This is a genomic window from Kosakonia sp. YIM B13571 (assembly GCF_042788095.1).
Lineage (GTDB): Bacteria > Pseudomonadota > Gammaproteobacteria > Enterobacterales > Enterobacteriaceae > Kosakonia > Kosakonia quasisacchari.
This window is the reverse complement of record NZ_JBHZPL010000001.1, coordinates 287288-308959: the sequence shown is the minus strand read 5'-3', so window position 1 is coordinate 308959 and position 21672 is coordinate 287288. Positions and strand designations below refer to the sequence as shown.

The 21672-nt window shown below is 53.6% G+C and carries 19 protein-coding genes; 6 read left to right on the top strand and 13 right to left on the bottom strand.

What is annotated here, in order from left to right; all coding sequences use genetic code 11:
* Position 1 precedes the first annotated feature (1 nt).
* The 3 genes from ACFX4O_RS01465 to poxB are packed head-to-tail and all read right to left on the bottom strand — an operon-like array spanning position 2 to position 4204.
* Positions 2 to 1438, bottom strand: a complete 1437-nt coding sequence (locus tag ACFX4O_RS01465; RefSeq protein ID WP_380206783.1) for a DUF2867 domain-containing protein — start codon at positions 1436 to 1438, stop codon at positions 2 to 4.
* Positions 1439 to 1448: 10 nt separating this feature from the next.
* A complete protein-coding gene (gene ltaE / locus ACFX4O_RS01460) occupies positions 1449 to 2447 on the bottom strand; it encodes a low-specificity L-threonine aldolase (protein ID WP_380206781.1) in 999 nt (332 codons plus the stop codon).
* Positions 2448 to 2485: 38 nt separating this feature from the next.
* Positions 2486 to 4204, bottom strand: coding sequence for a ubiquinone-dependent pyruvate dehydrogenase (poxB, locus tag ACFX4O_RS01455; protein WP_380206779.1), 1719 nt, complete (start codon positions 4202 to 4204; stop codon positions 2486 to 2488).
* A 153-nt stretch (positions 4205 to 4357) separates the two neighbouring features.
* Here poxB and ACFX4O_RS01450 point away from each other — a divergent pair, with 153 nt between their 5' ends.
* Positions 4358 to 4786: a DoxX family protein gene (locus ACFX4O_RS01450; protein WP_380206777.1), complete on the top strand. Its 429-nt coding sequence runs from the start codon at positions 4358 to 4360 to the stop codon at positions 4784 to 4786.
* 51 nt (positions 4787 to 4837) lie between these two features.
* Here the strand turns inward: ACFX4O_RS01450 and hcr are convergent, their stop codons facing one another.
* The 4 genes from hcr to aqpZ form a co-directional block, all read right to left on the bottom strand.
* Positions 4838 to 5806: an NADH oxidoreductase gene (gene hcr / locus ACFX4O_RS01445; RefSeq protein ID WP_380206775.1), complete on the bottom strand. Its 969-nt coding sequence runs from the start codon at positions 5804 to 5806 to the stop codon at positions 4838 to 4840.
* A 10-nt stretch (positions 5807 to 5816) separates the two neighbouring features.
* Positions 5817 to 7469, bottom strand: coding sequence for a hydroxylamine reductase (gene hcp, locus ACFX4O_RS01440; protein WP_380206773.1), 1653 nt, complete (start codon positions 7467 to 7469; stop codon positions 5817 to 5819).
* Positions 7470 to 7617: 148 nt separating this feature from the next.
* Positions 7618 to 8517, bottom strand: a complete 900-nt coding sequence (locus ACFX4O_RS01435) for a lysine exporter LysO family protein (protein WP_380206771.1) — start codon at positions 8515 to 8517, stop codon at positions 7618 to 7620.
* 127 nt (positions 8518 to 8644) lie between these two features.
* Entirely contained in the window at positions 8645 to 9340 is a 696-nt protein-coding gene (gene aqpZ, locus ACFX4O_RS01430; protein WP_380206769.1) for an aquaporin Z, read from the bottom strand.
* Positions 9341 to 9713: 373 nt separating this feature from the next.
* Between aqpZ and ACFX4O_RS01425 the strand changes: the two genes are divergently transcribed.
* Entirely contained in the window at positions 9714 to 11372 is a 1659-nt protein-coding gene (locus ACFX4O_RS01425) for an ATP-dependent endonuclease (RefSeq protein WP_131410921.1), read from the top strand.
* On the opposite strand, the gene ACFX4O_RS01420 is transcribed toward ACFX4O_RS01425, so the two are convergent.
* Positions 11369 to 12325, bottom strand: coding sequence for a VirK/YbjX family protein (locus tag ACFX4O_RS01420; protein ID WP_380206766.1), 957 nt, complete (start codon positions 12323 to 12325; stop codon positions 11369 to 11371). The two genes, ACFX4O_RS01425 and ACFX4O_RS01420, sit on opposite strands and share 4 nt — an antisense overlap.
* A gap of 161 nt (positions 12326 to 12486) precedes the next feature.
* On the opposite strand from ACFX4O_RS01420, the gene macA reads away from it, so the two are divergent.
* Positions 12487 to 13599, top strand: a complete 1113-nt coding sequence (gene macA, locus ACFX4O_RS01415; RefSeq protein ID WP_131410925.1) for a macrolide transporter subunit MacA — start codon at positions 12487 to 12489, stop codon at positions 13597 to 13599.
* Positions 13596 to 15542 (top strand): macrolide ABC transporter ATP-binding protein/permease MacB, encoded by a 1947-nt coding sequence (gene macB / locus ACFX4O_RS01410; protein WP_380206764.1) that lies wholly within the window; start codon positions 13596 to 13598, stop codon positions 15540 to 15542. The genes macA and macB overlap by 4 nt, the downstream gene beginning before the upstream one ends.
* A gap of 64 nt (positions 15543 to 15606) precedes the next feature.
* Here macB and cspD read toward each other — a convergent pair whose 3' ends face one another.
* Positions 15607 to 15828 (bottom strand): cold shock-like protein CspD, encoded by a 222-nt coding sequence (gene cspD / locus ACFX4O_RS01405; RefSeq protein WP_007374119.1) that lies wholly within the window; start codon positions 15826 to 15828, stop codon positions 15607 to 15609.
* Positions 15829 to 16156: 328 nt separating this feature from the next.
* Between cspD and clpS the strand changes: the two genes are divergently transcribed.
* Together clpS and clpA are read left to right on the top strand one after the other, a co-directional pair.
* Entirely contained in the window at positions 16157 to 16477 is a 321-nt protein-coding gene (gene clpS / locus ACFX4O_RS01400) for an ATP-dependent Clp protease adapter ClpS (protein WP_017456164.1), read from the top strand.
* 30 nt (positions 16478 to 16507) lie between these two features.
* Positions 16508 to 18799 (top strand): ATP-dependent Clp protease ATP-binding subunit ClpA, encoded by a 2292-nt coding sequence (gene clpA, locus ACFX4O_RS01395; RefSeq protein WP_380206761.1) that lies wholly within the window; start codon positions 16508 to 16510, stop codon positions 18797 to 18799.
* 585 nt (positions 18800 to 19384) lie between these two features.
* Here the strand turns inward: clpA and ACFX4O_RS01390 are convergent.
* The 4 genes from ACFX4O_RS01390 to aat all read right to left on the bottom strand — a co-directional run bounded on the left by ACFX4O_RS01390 (position 19385) and on the right by aat (position 21654).
* Entirely contained in the window at positions 19385 to 19849 is a 465-nt protein-coding gene (locus ACFX4O_RS01390; protein ID WP_380206759.1) for an RES family NAD+ phosphorylase, read from the bottom strand.
* Positions 19846 to 20289 (bottom strand): antitoxin Xre-like helix-turn-helix domain-containing protein, encoded by a 444-nt coding sequence (locus tag ACFX4O_RS01385; RefSeq protein ID WP_020457220.1) that lies wholly within the window; start codon positions 20287 to 20289, stop codon positions 19846 to 19848. The genes ACFX4O_RS01390 and ACFX4O_RS01385 overlap by 4 nt, the downstream gene beginning before the upstream one ends.
* A gap of 156 nt (positions 20290 to 20445) precedes the next feature.
* Positions 20446 to 20664 (bottom strand): translation initiation factor IF-1, encoded by a 219-nt coding sequence (infA, locus tag ACFX4O_RS01380; RefSeq protein WP_001040187.1) that lies wholly within the window; start codon positions 20662 to 20664, stop codon positions 20446 to 20448.
* 288 nt (positions 20665 to 20952) lie between these two features.
* Positions 20953 to 21654 carry a leucyl/phenylalanyl-tRNA--protein transferase gene (aat, locus tag ACFX4O_RS01375; protein ID WP_380206756.1) on the bottom strand — a complete coding sequence of 234 codons (702 nt, stop codon included), beginning with the start codon at positions 21652 to 21654 and terminating at the stop codon, positions 20953 to 20955.
* Positions 21655 to 21672 lie beyond the last annotated feature (18 nt).

Sequence of the window (21672 nt, the reverse complement as noted above, 5' to 3'; positions counted from 1 at the left end):
CTCAGACTTTTTCTCTATTTTGTTCTGCCAGGCGGGCAATACGCTGCGCCATGCCGCGAAAAATAAACAGATGCGCCGGGAACATCAATAACCAGTACCACAGCCCCGGCATACCGTGCGGATGCCACCATGCGCGGACATCCAGCAGCCGGTGATCGCCTTTATCGGTCAGCGTAAAGCTGAGCCGCCCAAGCCCCGGTGCCTTCATGCCAAACAGTAGCGCCAGTTGTTGCTCTGGTTCGACAATAATCACTTTCCAACTGTCTACCGTGTCGCCGGTTTGCAAAAACGGGCGTTCGGGTCGCCCGCGTGGCAGTTTGTGGCCTATCAAATGATCCAACACTGCGCGGGTTTGCCACAGCAGGTTGCCAAAAAAGTAGCGCTCTTTACCGCCGATGCGGTTCACTACTTCCCATAATGCGGCTGGGCTGGCTGAGGTTTTCACCGTGTAACCCGCTTGCTTTGGGTAGTAACCGTATTGCGGACGCCAGCGGGAAAACGCCTGCGGGTCGTAGCCCCAGTCGCTGGAGTTAACCAGCTTTTCCTCTTCCCGCAAGGTGCGGCGAACTGCATCATCAAAAGGAATTAGCGTCTGCGGAATCAACCGGCGCAACGCGGTATCATCCGCCAGCAAATCGTGCTTTAAACCCTGAATTAACGCTTTGGCAATCGTCGGCGGCACAGACGTGATGAGGTGTAAAAACCAGACGGAAATCAGCCGGGTGGGGAGTGGAATCGGGATCAGCGGGCGATGAACGCCGCTTACACGCATAAAGTGATCGAACTGCTGCTGATAGCTCAGCACTTCCGGCCCGGCGGCTTCAAACACCCGGTGTTCCTGCGCAGGGTGCTGAAGCAACTCGACCAGATAATGCAGTAAGTTTTCCAGCGCAATGGGTGTGGTGCGCGAACGCACCCAGCGCGGCGGTGTTAACACTGGCAGGTTAAATATCATGTCGCGCATCACTTCGAACGCGGCGGAACCCGCGCCAACAATGATTCCGGCGCGTAACTCGGTAACGGGAATGCCCGCCGCGCGCAGCAGATCGCCGGTGTATTGCCGGGCCAGCAGGTGGTCAGAATTCGTTACCCCCTTCGCCTGTAACGAACTGAGAAAGATAACCTGCTTAACCGACGAGCCGTGCAGGGCGTCGCGCACATTCAACGCGATTTGCCGCTCATGGGCGACGAAATTGCCACTTTCGCCCATGCTGTGCACCAGATAATAGAGCGTATCGACATCGTGCAGTAACGCGGGCAGATCCTGTGGCCACCAGAGATCAATGCTATGGCAACTTACACCCGGCAACTGCTGCTTTTGCAGGCGAGTTAAATTTCTCGCGACCGCGTTGACCTGATGACCTTGCTGGCTGAGCGCTTCGACCAGTCTTTGTCCAATATAACCGCTGGCACCAAGCACCAGGATCCGCTGCGCCACATCCCGCTCCTTAGTGCTGTAAAAAGGTCTGCCAGTGGCGAACCACTTCTTCTAGTTGCTGACGATTAACATCCAGATGCGTGACCAGGCGCACCACTGGCGAGGCGTTGATTAACACGCCGCGCTCGCGCAGATACGCGCCCAGCGCTTGTGCGTTATCACCCACGCGGATAAACAGCATATTGGTGTCGTGGCGCATTACGTCTGCGCCAATCTCTTTTAGTTGTGCCGCCAGCCACGCGGCATTCTCATGGTCCTCTTTCAACCGCGTGACGTTGTGCTGTAATGCATAAAGGCCCGCCGCCGCAAGGATCCCGGCCTGGCGCATCCCGCCGCCGGTCATTTTGCGCCAGCGGTTAGCGCGGGTGATATACGCTTTGCCGCCGACCAGCAGGGAACCCACCGGCGTACCGAGACCTTTCGACAGGCAAATGGTGAACGAGTCGCAATATTGGGCTATTTCTTTCAGTTCGCAGTCATATTCCACCAACGCATTAAAGATGCGCGCACCATCAACATGCAGCGACAATCCGCGTTCGCGGGTAAATTCCCACGCCTGTCGCAGGTAGTCGCGCGGCAACACTTTGCCGTTGTGGGTGTTTTCGAGGCTCAGCAGTTTGGTACGAGCAAAGTGAATGTCGTCGGCTTTGATTTTCGCCGCGACTTTGTCCAGCGGCAGCGTACCATCGGCGGCGGCATCGATCGGTTGCGGCTGGATACTGCCGAGCACCGCTGCGCCGCCCGCTTCGTAGAGATAGTTATGTGCGCCCTGGCCAACAATGTACTCTTCACCGCGTTCGCAGTGGCTGAGCAGGGCGACCAGATTGGCCTGGGTGCCGGTCGGCAAAAACAGCGCTGCCTCTTTACCACTGAGTTCGGCGGCGTAACGTTGCAGTTCATTGACCGTTGGGTCGTCACCGTAAACGTCGTCCCCGACCGGGGCGGCCATCATCTGTTCCAGCATGGCGCGGCTCGGGCGGGTTACGGTATCACTGCGTAAATCGATCACGGCATTTCCTTATCTTACGATGGGTAATGCCCTCTGTTTTACCTGAGCCAGTTGGTTTTCGCCAGTTCGATCACCTCATCGCCGCGCCCGCTGATGATGGCGCGCATCATATAGAGGCTAAAGCCTTTGGCCTGTTCCAGCTTGATTTGCGGCGGGATCGCCAGCTCTTCTTTCGCGACGGTGACATCCACCAGCACCGGGCCGTCAATAGAGAACGCGCGTTGCAGAGCCTCGTCAACATCGGCCGATTTTTCAACGCGAATACCGGTAATACCACAGGCCTCGGCGATACGCGCAAAGTTGGTGTCGTGCAGTTCTGTGCCATCTGTCAGGTAGCCGCCAGCTTTCATCTCCATCGCCACAAAACCGAGCACGCTGTTATTAAAAACGATAATTTTCAGCGGCAGTTTCATCTGTACGACCGACAGGAAATCGCCCATTAGCATGCTAAAACCGCCATCGCCACACAGTGCAACCACTTGCCGTTGTGGGAATGTGGCTTGCGCGCCCAACGCTTGTGGCATGGCATTTGCCATCGAACCGTGGTTAAAGGAACCAATCAGACGGCGTTTGCCATTCATTTTCAGGTAACGCGCGGCCCAGACGGTTGGCGTGCCGACATCGCAGGTGAAAATGGCGTCATCGTCAGCGAAGTGGCTGATTTGCTGTGCCAGATATTGCGGATGAATCGCTTTGTCGCTGGGTTTTGCCAAATCATCCAGCCCTTTGCGCGCCTCGCGGTAATCCTCCAGCGCTTTATCGAGGAATTTGCGGTCGGTTTTGGCTTCAAGCAGCGGTAACAGGGCGGCAAGGGTAGCTTTGATATCACCGACCAGCGCCATGTCTACTTTGCTGTGCGCGCCGATACTTGCCGGGTTGATGTCGATCTGGATGATCTTCGCGTCGGTGGGGTAAAACGCGCGGTAAGGGAATTGGGTGCCGAGCAGCACCAGCGTGTCGGCATTCATCATGGTATGGAAACCCGACGAGAAGCCAATTAACCCCGTCATTCCCACGTCAAAAGGGTTGTCGTATTCCACATGCTCTTTTCCGCGCATGGCGTGAATAATCGGGGCATTTAGCTTGCCGGCAAACGCCAGTAACTCTTTATGCGCCCCGGCGCAGCCGCTACCGCACATCAGCGCAATGTTACTGGAATAGCGCAGCAGCTGCGCCAGCTTGTGCAACTCCTGCTCCGTGGGGGTAACAACTGGCTGCGGCGCACTGTACCAGTGGCTGCTGGCGCTTTCCGGCGCAGGTTTCAGCGCCACATCGCCCGGCAGCACCACCACCGACACGCCTTTATTGAGAATGGCTTTGCGCATGGCAATCGCCAGCACCTGCGGGATCTGTTCCGGGTTAGACACCAGCTCGCAGTAGTGGCTGCATTCGCGGAACAGCTCCTGAGGATGAGTTTCCTGGAAATAGCCGCTGCCGATCTCGCTGGAAGGGATATGTGCGGCAATCGCCAGTACCGGAACATGGTTGCGGTGGCAATCGAACAAACCGTTAATTAAATGCAAGTTTCCTGGCCCGCACGAACCTGCGCAGACAGCCAGCTCGCCGGTCAGTTGCGCTTCTGCGCCAGCGGCAAAGGCAGCAACTTCTTCATGACGGGTTGGCATCCAGTCGATAGTACCCATGCGGTTCAGGCTGTCACTTAAGCCGTTAAGGGAATCTCCGGTTACACCCCAAATTCTTTTTACGCCTGCTTGTTCAAGCGTTTTGGCGATATACGCAGCCACTGTCTGTTTCATCTACGACGCTCCTTTTTGTGATCTTGCTTACAAGCTTAGACAATGAATGCGTCACAAAGCGGATTTAGAATGAGCTTTTATAAAACAGGGGTTTATTTTTGTTACAGATCGGAATAGTCTGATACATGTCGATGAAAACAGGAATCATTTCAAATGGTTAAATCATTGTTAAACTCAGTTAATAAGATGTTTTCGCATGAAGATTTTGGCCGCTTGCTGCTGCGTTTGATGGTTGGCGGGCTGATGCTATTTCACGGGCTGCATAAATTAATTGGCGGTATTGATGGGATTGCAGGGATGCTGGTGGCGAAAGGGCTTCCTGGTTTTATCGCTTATGGCGTGCTGATTGGTGAGGTGCTGTGCCCGATCCTGATTATTCTCGGTGTACTGACGCGTCCTGCTGCGCTGGGGCTGGCATTCACCATGATTGTGGCCTGGCTGCTGGTTGGTGTAGGTAAAACCGGGTCTCTGGATGCGACCGGTGCCTGGGCGATTGAGAGTATGGTTTATTACTTTATTGCGGCGCTGGTGGTTGCGTTTATTGGCGCGGGTCGTTACTCCGTCGCACCGGCCTGGAAGTAAACGGTTTTGGGAAAAGCGCCCTTCAGATGAGGGGCGCTTTTTTATTGCGGATTATGCCAGAACTAAATCACCTTGCGGGTGGCAGGAGCAGGCCAGCACGAAGCCATCGGCAATCTCTTGTTCCGTTAGCGTCATGGTGCTGCTGACGGTGTATTCACCAGAGACCACCTGCGTTTTACAGCAACCGCAGACACCGGCGCGGCATGCGGCATTGACCGGCATTTTATTGCTTTCCAGCGCATCCAGCAGCGTGCTGCCTACCGGTGCATAGAAGGTTTTCATCGGTGAAAGCTTGCTGAATTTCAGCCCGTTGGTTGCGGCTTCCGCCACCGGCGTAAAGAATTTCTCCTTAAAGAAACGCGTCACGCCAAGCGCTTTGACTTCGTTTTCTACCCAATCCATATACGGCGCCGGGCCGCAGGTCATTACCGTGCGTGCCGCCAGTTCCGGCACCTGGCTCAGCAGTTCGCGGCTCAGACGACCGGAGGCAAAACCCGCCGTAGCGTTATTTTCTGCTACCAGCGTGACCGGGTAATCACGCCATTCGTTGGCAAAAATTACATCTTCCGGCGAACGTACGTTAAAGATCACCTGCACGTCGGCATGCGGACGGTAATGTGCCAGCCAGCGGCGCATTGACATAATCGGCGTCACGCCGCACCCTGCCGCCAGAAGCAACAGCTTATCGTTCGGTTCGTTATCGCAGGTGAATTCTCCCTGCGCATCGGAAAGCCACAGATAATCGCCGCGTTTTACCTCCCGTGTCAGCCACTGAGAACCTGCGCCATCATCAATACGGCGTACGGTCAGCGTAATGTATTCGCTAACGCCCGGCGTCGAAGAAAGGGTGTAGGCCCGCAGCGTATCCGCACTGTTGCGGATACTCACCAGCGCATATTGCCCGGCGCGATACGGGTAGTAATCGTGGCACAACAGCGACAGTGTCCAGACATCCGGCGTTTCTTGCTGGATATGGTGAACCTGCATACGCCACGAGCATTGAGGGGTTGGCATGGTCATGGTTAGCTCCTTACGCGCTCAGCAACTGCTGCATATCCTGTTCCACAGTCGTGACCTGACGCAGGCCGAATTTCTCATTCAGCACGGCCAGCAGGTCCGGTGTCAGGAAGCCCGGTGCCGTCGGCCCGGTGACAATATTTGTCACCCCGAGCGAAAGCAGGGTCAGCAGGATGACAATCGCCTTTTGCTCGAACCAGGAGAGCACCAGTGACAGCGGCAGATCGTTAACGCCGCAGCCCAGTTTTTCCGCCAGCGTTACTGCCAGAATGATGGCCGAATAAGCATCGTTACACTGACCTGCATCAATCAGGCGCGGCAGCCCTTCAATATTGCCAAAGTCGAGTTTGTTGAAGCGGTATTTCCCGCAGGCCAGCGTCAGGATCAGGCAGTCATCCGGCACCTGGGTGGCGAAATCGGTAAAGTAGTTGCGCTCACCGCGCGCGCCGTCACAGCCACCGACCAGGAAGACGTGGCGTAGTTTTTCACGGCTCACCAGATCAATCAGTGTATCCACTGCGCCAAGCAGCGTCTGGCGACCAAAACCGACGGTGATCAGGTGTTCGATTTCGCTGAACGGGAAGCCGGACATCTGCTGTGCCTGGCGGATCACCGGGGCGAAATCGTCACCTTCCAGATGGTTAACACCCGGCCAGCCGACGATGCTGCGCGTCCAGATACGGTCGTCATAAGAACCGACGGTCGGGTCGATAATGCAGTTTGACGTCATGACGATTGGGCCCGGGAAGCGGGCGAATTCTACCTGCTGGTTCTGCCAGCCGCTGCCGTAGTTACCGACCAGATGTTTGAATTTGCGCAGTTCCGGGTAGCCGTGTGCAGGCAGCATTTCACCGTGGGTATAGACGTTTACGCCGGTGTCTTCGGTTTGTTGCAGCAAGTTGTAGAGATCTTTCAGGTCGTGACCGGAAATCAGGATGCATTTACCGGCAACGGCTTTGACGTTGACCTGGGTAGGAGTCGGGTGGCCGTAAGTGCTGGTTTCACCGGCATCCAGAATGCTCATCACGCTGAAGTTCATCTGGCCAATTTCCATTGAACATTCGAGCAGGGCATTCATATCGGCAGGCCAGGTTCCCAGCCACGCCATGATTTTGTGGTAACGGGCGTAGATATCGTTGTCGTACTGGCCCAACACATGGGCGTGTTCCATGTAGGCCGCCGCGCCTTTCAGGCCGTACAGGCAGAGCAGACGCAGGCCAAGGATGTTTTCGCCAATCGTCGCTTTATCTTTGTTCGGTGTGAATTCCGCCGCCTGGCGCTGCAATTCGCCAAGATCGTCGCTGACCAGTTGCAGGTCGGCCATCGGGTTATCGACGTGGGCATTCGGATCAATAGCGAGGCAGAGTGCTTTCAGTGCTTCACGTTTGGCAATCGCCTCGCGCGCGTAGCCGACAATACGCACGGAATCGAAGTTAACGTTGGTGAGGGTAGAGAAGAAGGCACGCGGCGCGAAGTTATCGATCTCGTGGTCAATCAGATCGTAATCACGTGCTTTGCTGGCCCAGGCGGAGAGCCCTTGTAACGCGGCAATCAATAAATCCTGCAGGTCGGAGGTTTCAGCGGTTTTACCGCACATCCCCTGCGCGTACGCACAGCCGTTGCCCGCCGGAGTTCGGATGGTTTGTTCACATTGCACACAAAACATGGTCACACCTTTATGTTAAAGTTATATTTGAAATGCATGTTTAAGATTATGCTGCTGTCGGGAGGCTTAAAAGCGATTTTGTCGGCAATTTAAGGGGATATTGATTTAGCGCAAGTTTGGCGGCAGGCATCTACCGCCAATTGAAGTATCAGGCAGAGAAAAAGGCCATTAATAGCGGCACAAGCAAGCTGAGAATAAAACCGTGCACAATGGCGGCGGGCACCAGCTCCAGGCCACCGGAGCGCTGGAGTACCGGCAGGGTGAAGTCCATCGATGTCGCCCCCGATAACCCAAGCGCAGTAGAACGGCTTCGGCGGACCAGGCCGGGGATCAGCATGATGGCAATTAACTCGCGCGCCAGATCGTTAAAGAAAGCAGCACTGCCGATCACCGGCCCGAACGACTCGGTGAGCAGGATGCCCGACAACGAATACCAGCCAAATCCCGATGCCATCGCAAGGCCCGTTTTCAGCGGCAAGCCGAGGATCAGCGCATTAATTACACCGCCAATCAGCGAACTGACGGCAACTACCACGGCAATAATCATCCCACGACGGTTGAGGACAATCTGTTTCAGTGTCATCCCGCTGTTACGCAACTGAATACCCACCAACAGCAACAGGAAGATAAGCGTATATTCACTGGCTTCCGTGGCATAGCGTAAAAACGCCAGCCCGGAAAGACCAATGGCGAAACCGATAACCACCACACCGCACAGACGCAGGGATTCCAGCACCATCGCAATGCGCGAAGGCAATTTTTCTTGCTGGTGTTGGTGATGCCACGGCAGCGTGCGCTCCAGCCACAGCAGCGCAGCGGCGTTACACAGCAGGATCACCACCACGCTGACCGCAGAATAATGCAGTATCGCCAGTAAATTCGCGCTGAGATTATCCAGAAAAGCGAGGCTTATCCCCATAAAAAAGAGGATCAGGTAGACAATCCAGCTAAGTAATTTATTGATAAGTTTGAGCGCCGCAGTGTGACGCAGGGGAACAAGATAACCGATGACCAACGGCAGAAGAATAATTAACAATCCTGAAAGCATGAAGCGCCCGAATCCTTGCAAAGTGAAAACACCGGGGAACACACTACCCAAAGGTGGAAAATGAGTAAAGCTGCGAAAAAATGAGAAAGATCATGCAAAAGACCCGGCATAAAACCGGGTCTTTATATTACGTGCGTTTTTCCAGCAGTGTGCGGTAGATAACGCCCCCGAGGATGCCGCCGATAATCGGCATCACCCAGAACAACCATAATTGCTCTAACGCCCAGCCACCCTGAAAAATAGCCACAGCGGTGCTGCGCGCCGGGTTGACGGAGGTGTTGGTGACCGGGATGCTAATTAAATGGATTAACGTCAGCGCCAGGCCGATGGCGATGGGCGCAAAACCGACAGGGGCATTTTTATCTGTCGCACCGTGAATCACCAGCAAGAAACCGCAGGTCAGGACAATCTCAATAATAATGGCGGAATACATTGAGTAATGTCCTGGCGAATGTTCTCCGTAACCGTTGGAGGCGAAACCGCTGGTTGCCGCATCGAAACCACTTTTACCGCTGGCAATCAAATAGAGTACTGCTGCGGCAATAATGCCACCAACAAGTTGCGCAAGAATATATCCCACCACCTCTTTTGCCGGAAAACGGCCACCAGCCCACAGGCCGAGTGTGACTGCCGGATTAAAATGACCGCCGGAAATATGCCCGACGGCAAATGCCATGGTCATGACCGTTAAACCGAACGCCAGCGCGACGCCAGCAAAACCTATGCCGGTTTGCGGAAACGTCGCCGCCAGCACTGCGCTGCCGCAGCCGCCAAACACTAGCCAGAATGTGCCAAAACATTCCGCCGCTAATTTTCTAAACATAGCCACCTCGATAAAAAACAGAAACGGGTACAGGCCCGCGCCGTGTGTCAGACATCAATGGATGCGTGAATAAAAGCGTGCATATTTTCGGAATAACAAAATAAAAAGACGAGTTATAAAAGCCAGTAAATTGATTTCATGTGGATAATTAATCGTAAGTTATTGCTTTTAATTGGTGCTAAGTTTCATCTTAAATTAAAAAATTAGAGTGATATGCTTTTAAATGATGTTGTTGATCTTTTTAAATATAACAACGACGGAATAATCAAATATATTTCAATAAAGTTTTGCACTTAGCGCGTGTTCTGCCGCTTTTCGTCCCGCTATACTTCTTAAAGAATAGACGGAAAAGCCCAGAGATGCCGGAGGAAGAATGATTCTGGAGCGTGTGGAAATTGTCGGCTTTCGTGGCATTAATCGTTTATCGCTGATGCTTGAGCAGAACAACGTGCTAATTGGTGAAAATGCCTGGGGTAAATCAAGCCTGTTGGACGCGTTAACCCTGCTGCTGTCACCGGAAACGGATCTCTACCATTTTGTCCGCGATGATTTTTGGTTCCCGCCGGGGGATCTGCAAGGACGAGAACATCATCTGCATATTATTCTGACTTTCCGCGAGTCCGAACCCGGACGTTACCGCACGCGGCGTTATCGACCGTTGGCAGATTGTTGGGTCGCCAGTAATGACGGTTATCGCCGTCTGTTCTACCGGCACGAAGGTGAGCTTTCCGACGATGGCAGCGTAATGACGCTACGCGGTTTTCTCGATGCTCAGGGGGATTTGCTGCCGCTGGAGGACATTGATGAGAGTGCCCGCCACCTGGTGCGGCTGATGCCGGTACTGCGGCTTCGTGATGCACGCTTTATGCGCCGCATTCGTAACGGCAGCGTGCCGGACACGCCGTTGCTGGAAAACACCGCGCGTCAGCTTGATTTCCTCTCCCACGAATTAATCTCCCGCCCGCAAAATTTAACCGACGCGCAGATACGCCACGGGCTGTCGGCGATGGTGCAATTACTGGAGCACTATTTTGCCGAGCAGGGCAGTGGCGCTTCACACCAGCGCTTGATGCGCCGTCGCTCTCATGATGAGCAACGCAGCTGGCGCTATCTCGACATTATCAACCGCATGATCGATAAGCCCGGCGGGCGGATGTACCGGGTTATCCTGCTGGGGTTTTTCGCCACACTGTTGCAGGCGAAGGGTTCGGTACATCTCGACCGTGACGCGCGACCGTTATTGCTGGTGGAAGATCCGGAAACGCGGCTGCATCCGATCATGCTCTCTGTGGCCTGGCAGTTGCTGAACTTGCTGCCGTTACAAAAGATAACCACCACCAACTCCGGTGAGCTGCTGTCGTTAACACCGGTTGAACATGTTTGTCGCCTGGTGCGTGAGTCTTCGCGTGTGGCGGCATGGCGTCTTGGCCCTGGCGGTTTAAGTGCCGAAGATGGGCGGCGCATTGCGTTTCATATTCGCGTTAACCGGCCTTCTTCCCTGTTTGCCCGCTGCTGGTTGCTGGTGGAAGGGGAGACGGAAAACTGGGTTATCAATGAACTGGCGCGCCAGTGCGGCCATCATTTCGATGCCGAAGGGGTGAAAATTATTGAGTTTGCCCAGTCAGGCTTAAAGCCGCTGATTAAGTTTGCGCGCCGTATGGGCATTGAATGGCATGTACTAGTCGATGGTGACGAAGCCGGGAAGAAGTATGCCGCTACCGTGCGCAGCCTGCTCGATAACGACAGGGATCAGACGCGCGAACATTTGACTGAACTTCCGGCGCTGGATATGGAGCATTTTATGTATCGCGAAGGGTTCGCGGATGTCTATCACCGCGTCGCACAGTTACCAGAAAATGTGTCGATGAATATGCGGCGTGTGATTATCAAAGCGATTCACCGTTCGTCAAAACCGGATCTGGCAATTGAAGTTGCGCTGGAAGCCGGAAGGCGCGGCGTGGAGTCGGTGCCGCATCTCTTTCGGAAAATGTTTTCCCGCGTGCTGTGGCTGGCACGCGGACGGGCAGATTAGTTCTGGCAGTGAGCGGCAGTCTGTGCCTGCAGGCTGTCGAGCAGCTCGTAGCGGCGGCGATACTCAGAACGCTTTTTGCTGGCGATCTCTTCCATCGGTTTGCGCGGCATCACCAGCGGCAACATAAAGTCGCCGTGCTGGTCGGCAACGGCACCCAGCGATTCCCAGAAGCTGTTGTAATCGGCATGCAGCAGCCCCTGTTTTTTCTTGCGATAACGGGCGTTGCGGTAGATATGCGTTTCATTGCTGACGGCGCGGATCTCTTCCACTTGCAGAAATTTCGCCATCGTCATGGCAGTTTCCACCAGCAGACGTTTCGGGAATAGCCCATGACACGCTTTGGTCGCTATCTGAATCGCCTCATGCGGAACATGCGCTTTTGCGCCTTGTAGCCCACCAATATAGAGCGTGGTTTTGCCAGCAAACTGGCACAAAGCAAAGGTCAGTTCCGCAAGTATGGTGTCTTGGGCATCGCAGAAAACCAGTGTCGCTTCGCCCTCTTTATCCAGCATGAAATCTGAACGCAACCGCAGCGAATAGGCCTGTTCATTTTTACCGGTCAGCACGGCCAGCGTGAGGCCGGGTTTGCTGAGATAGCTGTTGATAAGCGCGGCGGGCAACAGGCGAATCATATTTTCATAGTGCCAGCAAATAGCTTGCGCCGTTTGCGTACGGTTCATATTGATTGACAACCACGGGCGATGTAACCGGCACGGTAGCCCGGGTTGAACGTGTAGCATCTGCGCTAGGAGAGGTTGCTGGACCAGGTGAGCCAGATAGCTGGCGGTGCTGACCGGTGTGGTCAACGAGCGCAACAAAAATTTGCGACGATATGCCGGGTTCTGCCAGGCGCGGCCCGGCATCAATTCGCCGGAAATTAAACAACGAAAAAGCTGCCCGGCTGTTTTCGGCAGCGGCAGTTCAGTATGGGTAGTCTGAGCGATGATGGACATGTTGAAATCCGGACGTCACAGGGATGTCTCCATTTCAACAGCTGCACTCTCAACGCCGTCTAAATGAATGATGGAGGAAATGCGAATTTTTTGTTTCGTTGATGTTTTGTTTAGTTAAGATTGGTCTCTATAAACTGCATGTCCGATTATCTGGGATTTTTATGAAACTGAAGGGAAAACGCAGGACGGTAATGATTGTGCTGGCAGTGGTTGTTTTACTGGCGGCGTTTTGGTTGTGGGGCAAACTCAATGCTCCTGTTGTCCAGTATCAGACGCTGATTGTACGCCCGGGTGAATTGCAACAAAGCGTGCTGGCGACCGGGAAGCTGGATGCGCTTCGTAAAGTTGATGTTGGCGCTCAGGTAAATGGTCAGTTAAAAACGCTGTCGGTAAATATCGGCGACAAGGTAAAGAAAGATCAGCTCCTGGGCGTGATCGACCCCGATCAGGCGGAAAACCAAATCAAGGAAGTGGATGCGACCTTAATGGAACTGCGGGCGCAGCGCCGTCAGGCGCAGGCTGAATTGAAGCTGGCGCAGGTGACGTTAGCGCGCCAGCAGCAACTGGTGAAAAGCAATTTGATCTCCCGCCAGGATCTGGACACCTCGGCGACGGATGTGGCGGTAAAAGAAGCGCAAATCGGTACCATTGATGCCCAGATCAAACGCAACCAGGCAACGCTGGATACCGCAAAAACCAATCTTGATTACACACGCATTCTTGCGCCGATGGCTGGTGAAGTGACGCAAATTACCACGTTGCAGGGCCAGACGGTGATTGCCGTGCAACAAGCACCGAACATCCTGACGCTGGCCGATATGAGCACGATGCTGGTGAAAGCGCAGGTTTCCGAAGCGGATGTCATCCACCTGAAGCCTGGGCAGAAAGCGTGGTTCACCGTGCTGGGCGATCCGGGAACGCGTTATGAAGGCGAACTGAAAGATATTCTGCCGACGCCAGAAAAGGTCAACGATGCGATTTTTTACTATGCGCGCTTTGAAGTGCCAAACCCGGAGGGTGTGCTGCGCCTTGATATGACCGCGCAGGTACATATCCAACTGACCGGCCTGAAAAATGTGATCACTATTCCGCTGGCGGCGCTTGGCGATCCGGTGGGGGATAACCGTTACAAAGTGAAGGTGCTACGTAATGGCGAAACCCGCGAGCGCGAGGTGACGTTGGGTGCACGCAATGATACGGAAGTGGTGGTAACGAAAGGCCTGGATGCGGGCGAAGAAGTGGTGATTGGCGAGAAAAGTGGAGCGGCGCAATGACCGCATTGCTGGATCTGAATAATATCCGCCGCAGTTACCCGTCCGGTGACGGACAGGTCGAGGTGCTAAAAGGCATCACGCTGTGCATTAATGCCGGCGAAATGGTGGCGATTGTTGGCGCATCCGGCTCCGGTAAATCCACGCTGATGAACATTCTGGGGTGCCTGGACAAACCCACCAGCGGCACTTACCGGGTGGCGGGAACGGATGTGTCGTTGCTCAGTAGCGACCAGCTTGCGCAACTGCGCCGCGAACATTTCGGTTTTATCTTTCAGCGTTATCATCTGCTTTCCCATTTGACGGCCGCGCAGAACGTCGAGGTTCCGGCGGTGTATGCGGGGACGGAACGCAAAGCGCGGCTGGAGCGCGCAAAAGCATTACTGACCCGCTTAGGATTGGGTGAGCGGGCTGATTATCAGCCGTCGCAGCTTTCTGGTGGCCAGCAGCAGCGCGTGAGTATTGCCCGCGCGTTAATGAATGGTGGGCAGGTGATTCTGGCCGATGAACCGACCGGCGCGCTCGATAGCCACTCTGGCGAAGAGGTGATGGCAATCCTGCATCAGCTGCGTGATCGCGGACATACGGTAATTATCGTGACTCACGACCCGCAAGTTGCTGCGCAGGCGGAGCGGGTAATTGAAATTCGTGATGGCGAGATAATCAGTAATCCGCCAGCCAAAACGGAAGCCGCCGCGCCCGCGAACCATGATGCAGTAATGACGCAAGCCGGGGGCTGGCGGCAGTTCGTCAGCCGTTTTCAGGAAGCGCTGACCATGGCCTGGCGTGCCATGGCGGCCAATAAAATGCGCACCTTGCTGACCATGCTCGGCATTATTATCGGTATTGCGTCGGTGGTATCAATTGTGGTGGTCGGTGATGCCGCTAAACAGCTGGTGCTGGCGGATATTCGCTCAATAGGCACCAACACTATCGATGTCTATCCCGGCAAAGATTTTGGTGACGACGAGCCGCAATACCAGCAGGCACTGAAATATGATGATTTGCAGGCGATTCAAAAACAGCCCTGGGTAAAATCTGCCACCCCTGCCGTTTCACAAAATCTACGTTTGCGCTACGGCAATATTGATGTGGCGGCGAGCGCCAATGGTGTGAGCGGGCAATATTTTAATGTGTATGGTATGACGTTCAGCGAAGGGGCTTCGTTTAACGAGGAGCAGCTCAAAGGCCGTGCGCAGGTGGTGGTGCTCGACAGCAACACCCGTCGTCAGTTATTCCCCAATAAAGTCAGCGTGGTCGGTGAGGTGATCTTGGTTGGCAACATGCCCGCAACGGTGATTGGCGTGGCGGAGGAGAAGCAGTCGATGTTTGGCAGCAGCAAGATCCTGCGTGTCTGGCTGCCGTATAGCACCATCTCCGGGCGTATTATGGGGCAGTCCTGGTTAAACTCAATTACGGTACGGGTGAATGAGGGCTACAGCAGCGAACAGGCGGAACAGCAGCTTACGCGGTTGCTCAATTTGCGCCACGGTAAGAAAGATTTCTTCGTCTGGAATATGGACGGGGTCTTGAAAACGGCAGAAAAGACCACACGTACTCTTCAGCTGTTTTTGACGCTGGTGGCGGTCATTTCGTTGCTGGTTGGCGGTATCGGCGTAATGAATATTATGCTGGTATCGGTCACCGAGCGGACTCGAGAGATTGGCATCAGGATGGCAGTTGGCGCCCGGGCCGGCGATGTCTTGTCGCAGTTTCTGATTGAGGCGGTATTTGTTTGCCTTGTCGGTGGCGCGCTCGGCGTCACGCTATCCATGCTGATTGCCTTTACGTTGCAGCTCTTTTTACCAGGCTGGGAGATTGGCTTTTCGCCGGTGGCGCTATTAACTGCGTTTTTGTGTTCGACGTTTACCGGTGTGCTGTTTGGTTGGTTGCCTGCGCGTAATGCCGCACGGCTGGACCCGGTGGATGCACTGGCTCGCGAGTAATAAAAATGCCAGCCGATTGGGCTGGCATTTTGACTGCGGCATGTACACAATGTGATAACAGGCTTCAGGCCATGGCTTCCACTTCTACGGGCACGATGACGCTGGCATGATTGCCTTTAGGGCCTTGGTGTACATCAAACCGGACAGTCTGCCCGGCTTTTAACGTTCTGTAACCATCCATTTGAATGGTGGAGTAATGCGCGAAGATATCTTCGCCGCCGCCTTCAGGGCAGATAAAACCAAACCCTTTGGCATTGTTGAACCACTTAACAGTACCCGTTTCCATGCTTCGACATCCTTCGTAAATCTTATTTAAGTAAGATGGAATGAACCGGTGGTAGAGCTAGCGGGCTGTTCAAAACCTCGCCAACTCTCGACTGTACAATTTAGATAATTCGTATAACGCGTCAAGCATTTGGCAGGGGTTCTGGGAGGCGGCGCATCAAAATTTTGAAGCAGTTAACGCTATTACAAAGGAATGTGACAGCCGTCGCGAATGACAACGATAGATGATTGTTATCTGACATCTGATGTAGATTGAAAATACATCTAGACTCATGTAATCGGCCGATTAAACGCTGCCGGAAACTGTAACCTAAGATGAAACGCTAACGATGGGTAAGAGTAATAGCTGGCTGGATTTCGACCAATTGGCGGAAGATAAACTGCGCGATGCGCTAAAACCGCCATCCATGTATAAAGTTATGTTAATGAACGATGATTACACGCCAATGGAATTTGTTATTGACGTGCTACAAAAGTTCTTTTCTTATGATGTAGAACGTGCAACGCAACTGATGCTTACGGTTCACTATCACGGCAGGGCCATTTGTGGTGTTTTCACCGCCGAGGTTGCCGAGACGAAAGTCGCAATGGTGAACAAGTACGCAAGGGAGAACGAGCATCCGTTGCTGTGTACGCTGGAAAGAGCCTGAATGCAGGTATAAAACTTGGGGGAGGTGCCTATGCTCAATCAAGAACTGGAACTCAGTTTAAACATGGCTTTCGCCAGAGCGCGCGAGCACCGACATGAGTTTATGACCGTCGAGCACTTGTTACTGGCACTGCTCAGTAACCCATCTGCCCGCGAAGCGCTGGAAGCGTGTTCAGTGGACCTGGTGGCGCTGCGACAGGAACTCGAAGCCTTCATCGAACAAACCACACCCGTTCTACCCATGAGTGAAGAGGAGCGCGACACGCAGCCGACGCTCAGCTTCCAGCGTGTTCTTCAGCGCGCGGTGTTTCACGTTCAGTCATCCGGGCGCAGCGAAGTGTCTGGTGCGAACGTGCTGGTTGCCATTTTTAGCGAGCAGGAGTCGCAAGCGGCTTATCTGCTGCGTAAACATGAAGTAAGCCGCCTTGACGTGGTGAACTTTATCTCTCACGGCACGCGTAAAGACGAGCCAGGCCCATCATCTGACGCCACTGGCAGCAGCAGTAGCGGGCAGGTGAACAGCGAAGAGCAGGCAGGAGGGGAGGAACGTATGGAAAACTTCACCACCAACCTTAATCAGCTTGCTCGTGTGGGAGGAATCGACCCGCTGATTGGCCGTGGTAAAGAGCTTGAGCGTGCGATTCAAGTTCTGTGTCGTCGTCGTAAAAACAACCCGTTGCTGGTGGGTGAATCCGGTGTGGGTAAAACCGCCATTGCTGAAGGGCTGGCGTGGCGTATTGTGCAGGGTGACGTGCCGGAAATTATGGCTGATTGCACAATTTACTCGCTGGACATCGGTTCTTTACTGGCCGGGACCAAATATCGTGGTGATTTCGAAAAACGTTTCAAGGCGCTGCTGAAACAACTTGAGCAGGACAATAACAGCATTCTGTTTATCGATGAGATCCATACCATCATCGGTGCGGGCGCTGCGTCTGGCGGGCAAGTAGATGCTGCAAACCTCATCAAGCCGCTGCTTTCCAGCGGTAAAATTCGCGTGATGGGTTCCACCACCTATCAGGAATTCAGCAATATCTTTGAAAAAGATCGCGCCCTGGCGCGTCGCTTCCAGAAAATTGATATCACTGAGCCGTCCGTTGAGGAAACGGTGCAGATTATCAACGGCCTGAAACCGAAATATGAAGCGCACCACGATGTGCGTTATACGGCGAAAGCGGTGCGTGCGGCGGTAGAGCTGGCGGTGAAATATATCAATGATCGCCATCTGCCGGATAAAGCGATTGATGTTATCGACGAAGCGGGTGCGCGTGCGCGTTTGATGCCGGTGAGCAAACGCAAGAAAACCGTTAACGTGGCGGATATCGAATCGGTGGTGGCCCGTATCGCGCGTATTCCTGAGAAGAGTGTTTCTCAGAGCGACCGCGACACGCTGAAGAGCCTTGGCGATCGGCTGAAAATGCTGGTGTTTGGCCAGGATAAAGCCATTGAGGCATTAACCGAAGCCATCAAAATGAGCCGTGCAGGGCTGGGGCAAGACCATAAACCGGTTGGTTCCTTCCTGTTTGCTGGCCCAACCGGCGTAGGTAAAACCGAGGTGACAGTGCAGCTGTCGAAAGCGCTAGGCATTGAACTGCTGCGTTTTGACATGTCCGAATATATGGAACGTCATACTGTCAGCCGTTTGATTGGTGCGCCTCCAGGCTATGTGGGTTTTGATCAGGGGGGGCTGTTGACCGACGCGGTGATCAAACATCCGCACGCGGTGCTGCTGCTTGATGAAATCGAAAAAGCGCATCCGGACGTCTTTAACCTGCTGTTGCAGGTGATGGATAATGGAACGCTGACCGATAATAACGGGCGCAAAGCCGATTTCCGTAACGTGGTGCTGGTCATGACCACCAATGCTGGGGTGCGTGAAACCGAGCGCAAATCCATCGGCCTTATCCACCAGGATAACAGCACCGATGCGATGGAAGAGATTAAAAAGATCTTTACGCCGGAGTTCCGCAACCGCCTGGATAACATTATCTGGTTCGATCACTTGTCTACCGATGTGATCCATCAGGTGGTCGACAAATTTATTGTCGAACTTCAGGTGCAGTTGGATCAGAAAGGCGTATCGCTGGAAGTCAGCCAGGAAGCTCGCGACTGGCTGGCAGAGAAAGGATATGACCGCGCAATGGGCGCTCGTCCAATGGCGCGTGTTATCCAGGACAACCTGAAAAAACCACTGGCTAACGAACTGTTGTTCGGGTCACTGGTTGATGGTGGTCAGGTCACGGTAACGTTGAATAAAGAGAAAAATGAGCTGGAGTACGGCTTCCTGAGTGCGCAGAAGCACAAACCGGAAGCGGCACATTAATCTCTGCGGTTCACTTCTAAAAACCGGGCGATATAAGCCCGGTTTTTTTATGGCTGCAAAAGCAGCATCAAATTAGCTTGGTTTCAATACGATTGCGCCCGTGGATTTTAGCAATATAGAGATCGCTTTATCATTCAATCACTTGTCATCCGGGTGGTAATCGAACTCGGCGACGCCAACGCCACAGTATTCGAAAAGCGTTGTGCCGGTGATACTTTAACCGTCAACGTGGCAATTTTTTGCCGCAGCGTTTCCAGAATGATTTTCGCCTATAACAGGCCAGATTCGACCAGCAGCACCATAAACTCTTCGCGCCGTAGCGGAAAACGTCATCACTGCAGCTGAAATGATCGTCGCTGTATCGCCCGCACTGGGTCCGACGCTCTTAAGTAGTCAATATCCAGCATCGCCAGAATAAAGAGTTTACGCACGTTTAGTGCCAGTGAGATTTCCCGCGCACAATGGTAGGGATAAAGCGGCGGTTCAGTAATTATGTCAGCGGATATTTGCCATTTTCCAGCTCTACGAGCGTATCGCGCATCGCCGCAAGCCGGCGGTGGATGTGTCCGGTAAATTGCCCAAAAATTACGGGGTTGCCAGGCGTGGGTCAAAAGAGAAGGGAAGCGCTTTAACAGTTTTTAGTAACTTACTGAAACCAGGATGGATAGGATTCAAAATCGCATTATTCTCTAGTGGAATAACGCAAGACGGAAGCACCAGCGCGACGGCGCTGTTGGCTTCAAGCCACGCTGTTCCTAAATCCATCGTTGAAAGCGGTGCCGGGTTTTCCTGCCAGTCTGGCGGTAGCCATTTCTTATCCAGATGTTCAATATCCTTGTCAGGGATTTCGATACTGAACAGCCCATACTGGCTCAGAACCGTGTCGCTGTGCACGTGTACCAGCATTTCGAGCGCTGCAAGTGAAACGGATGAGGCAACGTAAACCGCAGGGTGACCTTTGTGATTCCAGCGCCCGCCATAAAGATTCGCACCGCTGCCTGTCCAGGCTTCACTGGCGTAGCGGCGCGTCACCAGTCGATAGAAAATCACGCAAACACTCCATGCTCCAGCCTGCCGAGCAGATCGGTCACTTCCAGTGCGCCACTTTCAGTAGCAATCAGCGAAATCGGCGCTACGTTGCCAAGGCCGCGAACGGGGGTTTCCAGCCAGTCCCACGCCATCTTTTTGCTACCGAAAAACTGTACCGCAGCATCAACAACCCTAACTAAACGAGCAATGCGCTCACTTTCTTCCGGCGTAAGTGTACGACCTGCGCTTTTGCGACGTGCAACATTGCGTTCGTTGATACCAGTGACGCGCAGAATGTCGGAGCGGGACATTTCTGTCCATTCATGAATATTGTCGAGAATGCTGACGGGCAAGCCTTCGTTCAGCATCTGAACGAGTTTTAGCCCTCTGTTTGCGGGGAAACCGGCAAAGCGCCAGAGCGCATTCTCAGCTGGTTTTTGATCCGGGCTCCAGGTTCTCATCTTTCCTCCCAGGTGGTGACATTTGTCATTATTGATTATAGACAATTGTCGGTAGTGGTTAAAGTCTAATCAAGAGGGATGGGCGTAAGAAAAACAAAAGGCCGGGGATTACCCGGCCTTCGAAATAGGTGCACTTAGCTGTGCTGATGGAAGATCTTAGCGGCTACGGAAGACAATGCGGCCTTTGCTCAGGTCGTACGGGGTCAGTTCCACAGTCACTTTATCGCCCGTCAGAATGCGGATGTAGTTTTTACGCATTTTACCGGAGATATGCGCAGTGACCACGTGACCGTTTTCCAGTTCTACGCGGAACATCGTATTAGGTAACGTTTCAAGAACGGTACCCTGCATTTCAATATTGTCTTCTTTGGCCATCTAATCCTCGGGGGTATCACTACCATAATTTTTGAACCGGCAAGATAATGCCGAAGTTCGTGTGTTAAGTAAAGATTTACGCTGATAAAACACAGCAAAACGACTTTTGCCAGTTACCCTCACGCCACAGCCTGGACGCGCTAAAAGCGCAACCGTAAAGGGGAGCGGTGGAGTAAAGCGAAGGGCATCCCTGATACGAACAACTCCCAGGTGGGGCGGGGCAACAGGCAAAAGCTGCTCTGAGCGTCCATTATAACACTCTGATAAAAAATGTGCCGAAAACATTCTTCAGAGCGATGAAAACAGCGTTCGGGGCACCCAGAAATGGGAAGGGAGAGGGAGTTTACGCATTTTCTCGAGATATAAAAGGTAATCCCGACGCGGAATCTCTATGGCACCGAGCGACGCAGTATGGCTATTCAGCACCTGGCAATCAATTAGCTCGCCGCCCATGCGCACAAATTCGCCGCTAAAAACAAGTAACGCAGTTTTGGATGCATTTACGCGGCGACTAAACATTGATTCACCACAGAACAGCGCGCCTTGCGACACGCCATACATACCACCCACCAGTTCGTTACCTTCCCAGACCTCAATGGAGTGCGCATGTCCAAGCTCATGGAGACGATGATAAGCCATCACCACATCAGGCGTGATCCAGGTGCCTTCGTCGCGATCCTGCGAGCAACCATCGATCACCTGGCCAAAAGCATGATTCAGCGTTACGCGATAGGGAGAGGTTTTATGAAAACGCTTCATACTGCGGCTGACATGGAATGTGTCCGGCCACAGCACGGCGCGCGGATCGGGCGACCACCACAGGATTGGGTCGCCGGGTGAGAACCAGGGGAAAATGCCGCGCTGGTAGGCCATCAACAGACGCGCCGGACTAAGATCGCCACCCAGCGCCAGCAGCCCATTGGGTTCACGCAGCGCCGCTTCGGGCGAAGGAAAAGCGATAGAATGACGAGAGAGCTGCACCAGGCGCATGACTTCTGTGCTCCACAA